The 1936-nt window shown below is 70.1% G+C and carries 3 protein-coding genes; 1 reads left to right on the forward strand and 2 read right to left on the reverse strand.

All coding sequences use genetic code 11. The features are described 5' to 3' along the window. Both ACIRPK_RS36820 and ACIRPK_RS36825 read right to left on the reverse strand, forming a co-directional pair. The gene (locus ACIRPK_RS36820; protein ID WP_403047301.1) at positions 1 to 390 is read right to left on the reverse strand and encodes a hypothetical protein; all 390 of its coding nucleotides are present in this window, start codon (positions 388 to 390) and stop codon (positions 1 to 3) included. Further along, complete coding sequence (locus ACIRPK_RS36825) at positions 387 to 755, reverse strand: hypothetical protein (RefSeq protein WP_403047303.1); 369 nt, start codon at positions 753 to 755, stop codon at positions 387 to 389. The genes ACIRPK_RS36820 and ACIRPK_RS36825 overlap by 4 nt, the downstream gene beginning before the upstream one ends. Positions 756 to 854: 99 nt before the next feature. On the opposite strand from ACIRPK_RS36825, the gene ACIRPK_RS36830 reads away from it, so the two are divergent. After that, positions 855 to 1898, forward strand: a complete 1044-nt coding sequence (locus ACIRPK_RS36830; protein ID WP_403047305.1) for an IS630 family transposase — start codon at positions 855 to 857, stop codon at positions 1896 to 1898. Positions 1899 to 1936 lie beyond the last annotated feature (38 nt).

Consider the following 1936-nt stretch of genomic DNA (forward strand, 5'->3'; position numbering starts at 1 on the left):
CTAGTGCTGCTCCGCGGAAGTTCGTGGAGGGGTGTTGGGCCTGGCGGCGTATTCGTCGGTGAGGATGCTGCAGGTGCACCAGTCGCCCGTGCACGGGGTGTTGGCCTCGGCCCCGTAAGGACCGAGGCCGGCCATGAGGCGGAGGACCTCCGCACGGTCCGGCGCGGTGAGAACGGGGAGTGTTGCCCGGGACAGCAGGCGCCAGGCGGCTGGGACGTCGTCCATGTCACCGATGACCTGCGCGTCGATGAACAGGGTGTGGAGCGGATGCTCGGGAAAGTCGTTGAGGCGCAGGACCCACCAACGTCCGTCGGCCCGGGCCGCGTAGGGGAAGGCAGCCGTGTCCGTGTCGTGCCACGTGACTCGTGCGGGCAGCGCGGGGAGCTTCAAGGCCGGAGCGCCGGGGTCGACGGGTCGGGCAGGAGTCGCCCGGCGGGGTCGCCGAGATACAGAGTGCAGGCGCAGTCCAGTGCGTCCTCGGGAGATCCCGCCGGTGAGCCGCTGGGCAGGATGTTGTCCTCGTAGCCGTCGCGGCTGGCGAGGTAGAGGGCGAAGCCCCAGGTGTGCAGGACGCCGGTGAAGCGCAGGCGGCACAGCGGAAGCGGTTCCTCGCCGGGCAGTTCACCTGTGACGTAGGCGAATCCTGCCCGGTAACGGACCGTCACACCGGTCAACTGCGGCCAGCGGGCGCGGGCATGGTCGTTCAGGCGCTGACGCAGTGAGACCTGCATCGATGGCGGCGGGTTCTTCGGCACGGCCCCATCCTGCAGGCTGCTGCCACCCTGCGCCATGATCACCGTCTCGGTCGGTGGTGGACGGGGTGGGGGTTGTTGGCGGGGGTGAGGGCGGTTGGGGTGGAGCTCACCGCGCCGGTGCGGGCGCGGCTGGAGAAGGTGGCGGCTTCGGCGACAGCGCAGGTTCGGCAGGTACTGCGAGCGCGGATCGTGCTCGCGGCGGCGGACGGGTTGGCCAACGGTGCCATCGCGCGGGAGCTGGAGATCTCGGTGAACACGGTGCGCAAGTGGCGGGGCCGGTTCGCCGCCGGTGGTCCGGGTGGTCTGGGGGACGCGAAGCGGTCGGGGCGGCCCAGGTCGTACGGGTGCGAGGTGCGCGTGGCGGTGGTGGCCGCCGCCACCAGCACTCCACCGCACCCGGAATCAACGTGGTCCCACCGCACGATCGCCACGCGGGTGGCGGGCACCGTGTTCGCGGCGATCTCCGCGTCCCAGGTCGGGCGGATCCTGGCGGACCTGGACCTCAAACCGCACCGGGTGCGCGGCTGGCTCACCCGCCGCGAAACCCCCGACTTCTGGGACCGGGCCGCGGACATCTGCCGGCTGTATCGCACCCCGCCCGCCGGAGCGGTGGTGCTGTCGGTCGACGAGAAGACCGCGATCGCCGCCCGCTCGCGCAAGCACCCCACCAGCGCGGCGTGCCCCGGCACTCCCGTCCGTCAGGAGTTCGAGTACCAGCGGCACGGCACCGCCTCGATCGTGGCCGCCCTCGACGTGACCACCGGCGAGGTACTCACCGAACCCATCGCCCGCAACAACGCGGTCACTTTCACCGCTTTCCTCGACCGTCTCGACACGGTGATCGACCCGGGCAAGGAGATCCACGTGGTGCTCGACAACGGCTCATCCCACACCGCCAAGCACACCAAGGCATGGTTCGCCGCCCACCCGCGCTGGCACGTGCACTGGACCCCGCCACACGCCTCCTGGCTCAACCAGGTCGAGCTGTTCTTCTCCGCCCTGACCCGCCGTGTCCTCCGGCATGGGGACTTCGCCAGCCGCGACGACCTGATCGACAAGATGGACACCTACGTCATCGGGCACAACCAGACCGCCAAGCCCTACCGCTGGACCTACGACGGCACCCCACTCAAGACAGCGTGATCAACACCCCTCCACGAACTTCCGCAGAGCAGCACTAG

The organism is Kitasatospora sp. NPDC101801 (genome assembly GCF_044766665.1).
Classification (GTDB): Bacteria; Actinomycetota; Actinomycetes; order Streptomycetales; family Streptomycetaceae; genus Kitasatospora.